The sequence below is a fragment of the Allorhodopirellula heiligendammensis genome, assembly GCF_007860105.1.
Classification (GTDB): domain Bacteria; phylum Planctomycetota; class Planctomycetia; order Pirellulales; family Pirellulaceae; genus Rhodopirellula; species Rhodopirellula heiligendammensis.
Genome location: NZ_SJPU01000022.1, coordinates 1 through 3,822, shown reverse-complemented (window position 1 = coordinate 3,822; position 3,822 = coordinate 1). Strand labels below are relative to the sequence as shown.

Sequence of the window (3,822 nt, the reverse complement as noted above, 5' to 3'; positions counted from 1 at the left end):
TGTCGATCAACAACACTTCGCGCCGCAAAGGTGACGATATCGCAGTGAGATACTACATCATCAGCAAATTGCTTCCTGGAGAGGAATTTGCCGGAGCGGTGCGTGACCACTGGGGGATTGAAAATAGTTGCCACTGGCAGTTGGACGTGGCGTTTAGCGAAGATCAGTGTCGAGTTCGAAAGGGCCACGGCGATCAAAACTTAAGCACGCTCAGGCGGACAGCACTTAGCCTTTTGAAGCAAGAAAAGACCGCCAGGTGCGGAATCAAAAACAAGCGTCTGACCGCCGGATGGGACGACGACTACATGGAGAAAGTCGTTTTCAGTCGGTAAATCCCCGTGCAATCGCCCTGGCCAACGGCCTGGTGATACCGAGCGGCGTCGCAGCCGTTATGAACGTTTGATGGAAGACGTCGTCTCTTCTGGCGCGACCACCAAAATGCTGCTTCTTTCCGCGACGCCTGTAAATAACCAGCTAGCAGATCTGCGAAATCAAATCTCGTTCATTGCAGGTGCCGATGTGGCGCGGAACGTGGTTGCCGATCGGGCGTTTCGCCAAAAACTCGGGATCGCGTCCGTCAAAGAGACGACCCGCAAGGCTCAACAGCAGTTCACTCTATGGTCCAAACGACCGGTCGAGAAGCGAAAGACCCGGGACCTAATCGCGGCGATCGGTGGCGATTTCTTTAAGCTGCTCGATGGACTCAGCATCGCTCGGTCTCGTCGTCAGGTCGCCACGTACTACTCCGAAGAAATCAAACGGCTTGGCGGGTTTCCCACGCGTCCAGCCCCGAAGGCCATTCACGCTCTTATTGACTCTGAACAAACTTTTTTGTCGTTCGAGCAACTCGATGCCGAAATAAGCCGACTTACGCTGGCACTCTACCATCCATCCAGCAAGCTTCGGGAGGATTTGCCAGATGCCGTGCGGGCGGGCTACGAAGTGAAGATAAATGGAGTGTTCACCCAAGAAGGTCGCGAGAGAATTTTGATCTCGATGATGAAGATTAACTTCTTGAAGCGACTGGAAAGTTCCGTCGATTCTTTCCGACTTACGCTGCAGCGGACAATTGACAAAATTGACCGGCTCGAAAAGCGGATCGAAGCCTTTGAAAGTCATCAGGAAACCAATCCCGAAATCGACTTTGATTCGCTGACGCCGGACGACTTTGAAGATCCTGACTTTGAGGGAGAAGACTTCACGATTGGGGGTCGCAAGCGGATTCACCTCGCTCATATCAAGCTGCCCGAGTGGCTCAAAGAGGTTCGTAACGACCGGACACAGTTGCAGTTTCTGTTGAAGAAAACTGAAGTCATCAAACCAGGGCGAGACGGCAAACTCATGGAGCTGAAATCGCTGATCTCCGCAAAGGCGAATAGCCCGACGACTAACCGTGACGGAAAACAGAATCGAAAGATTCTGATCTTCACTGCGTTCAGTGACACCGCTCAGTATTTGTATCGTGAGATTGCGTCGTGGGCACAGGAGGAACTGGGCATTCACACGGCGCTGGTCCGAGGTGACGGGGGCAATCAAGCATCACTCGGTCGCAATGACTACGACAGCATTTTGACTAACTTCTCGCCGATGTCGAAACGCCGGAGCGAGCAGGCGAATGAGTTTGAAGACCAGGGGCAGGAGATCGACCTTCTTATTGCGACTGATTGCATCAGTGAGGGGCAAAACCTACAGGACTGTGATTTACTGGTGAACTATGACATCCACTGGAACCCTGTTCGGATCATCCAACGATTTGGTCGAATCGATCGAATTGGTTCGCGTAATGATAGCGTGCAATTGGTTAACTTCTGGCCCGTTGCGGACCTTGATCGATATCTAGGCGTTAAGCATCGTGTTGAATCGCGGATGGCACTTGTCGATCTTTCCGCGACCCAGGCGGACAATCTGCTGGACCCGAGCCAGCTTGAGGACTTGATCAAGGAAGACCTGCTGTTCCGTGACAAGCAATTGCAGCGACTTCGTGATGAAATCCTTGATCTTGAAGATCTCGATGACAGCGTTTCGTTGACCGACTTTTCATTAGACGAATTTCGTTTGGACTTGCTTCGGTTCTTGGAGGCCAATCGCAGCGACCTGGAAGAGTCCCCCGAAGGAATCTACGCGCTGGTCTCGCCGCGATCAGAGGTCCCCATTGGTCAGCCAGGTGCATTGTTCTGCTTGCGTCATCGAGGCGGCGAAGGGACTCCGACTCCTGCAAGCCTCTCGTCGGACTCCGCCGGCTTGAATCCGCTCGCCCCGTACTACCTCGTTTATGTCCTTGATGATGGCACCGTACGACTGACCTTCGCCCAGCCGAAACAGGCGATGATGTTACTGCGAGATTTGGCAGCCGATCATCCTCGTGCGATCGAGAGTCTTTGCAACTTGTTTGACGCCAAAACGAGTGACGGTGCAGACATGGAGCACTACAATTTGTTGATGTCCAAAGCTCTCGCGTCCATCGAAAGCACATTCCGAAGGAAAGCCACGTCCAGTTTGCTGTCCGGCCGTGACGCCGTCCTACCCACGGCCAAGGAAACGCCCGACGCAGATGGCAATGATTTTGATTTGGTGACGTGGCTGGTCATTGTGGACCCGGAACCCTAAGTCCGCAGCCGATGCGTGCGAGTATCCAGTGAATGAAATCATTGACGACGACTATCGAGAGTTCATTGCCGACCTGAAACGGCGAGTTGCTCAGGCCCAGGCCACCGCTGCCCGCGTCGTAAATCGCGAACTGATCCTGCTGTACTGGGATATCGGTGGTGCGGTCGCCAAGAAGTAATTAGTTGCAAACTGGGGTGATTCGGTGGTAGAGCAAATTGCGTTGGATCTGAAAGCGGCGTTCCCGAATATGTCGGGATTTTCGCCGCGGAACGTCTGGTACATGAGACGGTTCTACCGCCACTACACGTCACCCGAATTTCTCGCACAGGCTGTGCCAGAATTCGCGTCAACCCAGCTCACGTCAATTCTGCCACAAGCGGTGGCAGAATTGGCAATCGGTGCAAAAAAAGGGCGAAACGAGAGTTCCCCCGACGACTCGTCCCCGTTCGCGGTATTTCTGCGACAGCTTGTGGCAGAAATACCCTGGGGTCACCACCGGACGATTTTGGAGAAGGTAAAGATCCCGCCCGGACAGATCTGGTATCTCTCCGCCACCGCCCAAAACGGTTGGTCCCGTGCCATCCTGCTCAACCAAATCAAATCCGGTGCCTACGAGCGGAGCGTCACCGAGAACAAAACGCACAACTTCACCGCTGCCCTGCCCGAAGCGCTCGCCGCCCAAGCCGCCGAAATGATGAAGAGCCGCTACAACCTCGAATTCCTCGGCATCGAGCAGTCAGTTAAAGAACGCGAACTCGAAACCCAGCTTGTCGACAACCTGCAACGCTTCCTACTCGAACTCGGTTACGGGTTCTGTTTCATTGGTCGTCAGTACCGGTTGGTCCTGGGTACGAAAGAGTACTTTGTCGACCTGCTGTTTTATCACCGTTTCTTGAAAGCTTTGGTCGCGTTCGATTTGAAGATCGGCGAGTTCGAGCCAGAACACGCCGGCAAAATGGACTTCTACCTGAACCTGCTCAACGACCAGCAGCGTGGTCCCGACGACGGCCCGTCGATCGGTATCATCCTATGTGCTGCCAAGAGTGATATCGAAGTCGAGTACGCGCTCAAGAGCAAAACCAATCCCATCTCGATCGCACCACTTCCGCAAGGAAGACCAAGTTGTTTGAAGCGTACATACTTCAAACGACCCGCTTCGCCGTGACGACGAAGATAAGAAATCTCAGTCGCAAGTGCTACGTTCGGTTTGTCGGT

4 protein-coding genes and 1 pseudogene are annotated in these 3,822 nt (G+C 53.6%); all 5 read left to right on the top strand.

The features are described from left to right. On the top strand, positions 1-332 hold a 332-nt coding region (locus Poly21_RS26655), incomplete at its 5' end, for an ISAs1 family transposase (protein WP_146410108.1). Positions 333-438: 106 nt separating this feature from the next. Continuing rightward, a complete protein-coding gene (locus Poly21_RS26650) occupies positions 439-2,607 on the top strand; it encodes a C-terminal helicase domain-containing protein (protein WP_302120776.1) in 2,169 nt (722 codons plus the stop codon). A 28-nt stretch (positions 2,608-2,635) separates the two neighbouring features. Further along, positions 2,636-2,785, top strand: a complete 150-nt coding sequence (locus Poly21_RS26645; RefSeq protein ID WP_146410106.1) for a DUF1016 N-terminal domain-containing protein — start codon at positions 2,636-2,638, stop codon at positions 2,783-2,785. A gap of 18 nt (positions 2,786-2,803) precedes the next feature. Continuing rightward, positions 2,804-3,214: pseudogene (locus Poly21_RS28155) on the top strand (DUF1016 N-terminal domain-containing protein); the annotation flags it as partial. 84 nt (positions 3,215-3,298) lie between these two features. Next, positions 3,299-3,772, top strand: a complete 474-nt coding sequence (locus tag Poly21_RS28150) for a PDDEXK nuclease domain-containing protein (RefSeq protein ID WP_367302587.1) — start codon at positions 3,299-3,301, stop codon at positions 3,770-3,772. Positions 3,773-3,822: the final 50 nt, after the last annotated feature.

Bases quoted from the DNA above. Each gene is read 5' to 3' on its own strand.
- Poly21_RS26650 (WP_302120776.1), top strand. From the start codon at position 439: ATGCTGCTTCTTTCCGCGACGCCTGTAAATAACCAGCTAGCAGATCTG.
- Poly21_RS28150 (WP_367302587.1), top strand. From the start codon at position 3,299: ATGATGAAGAGCCGCTACAACCTCGAATTCCTCGGCATCGAGCAGTCA.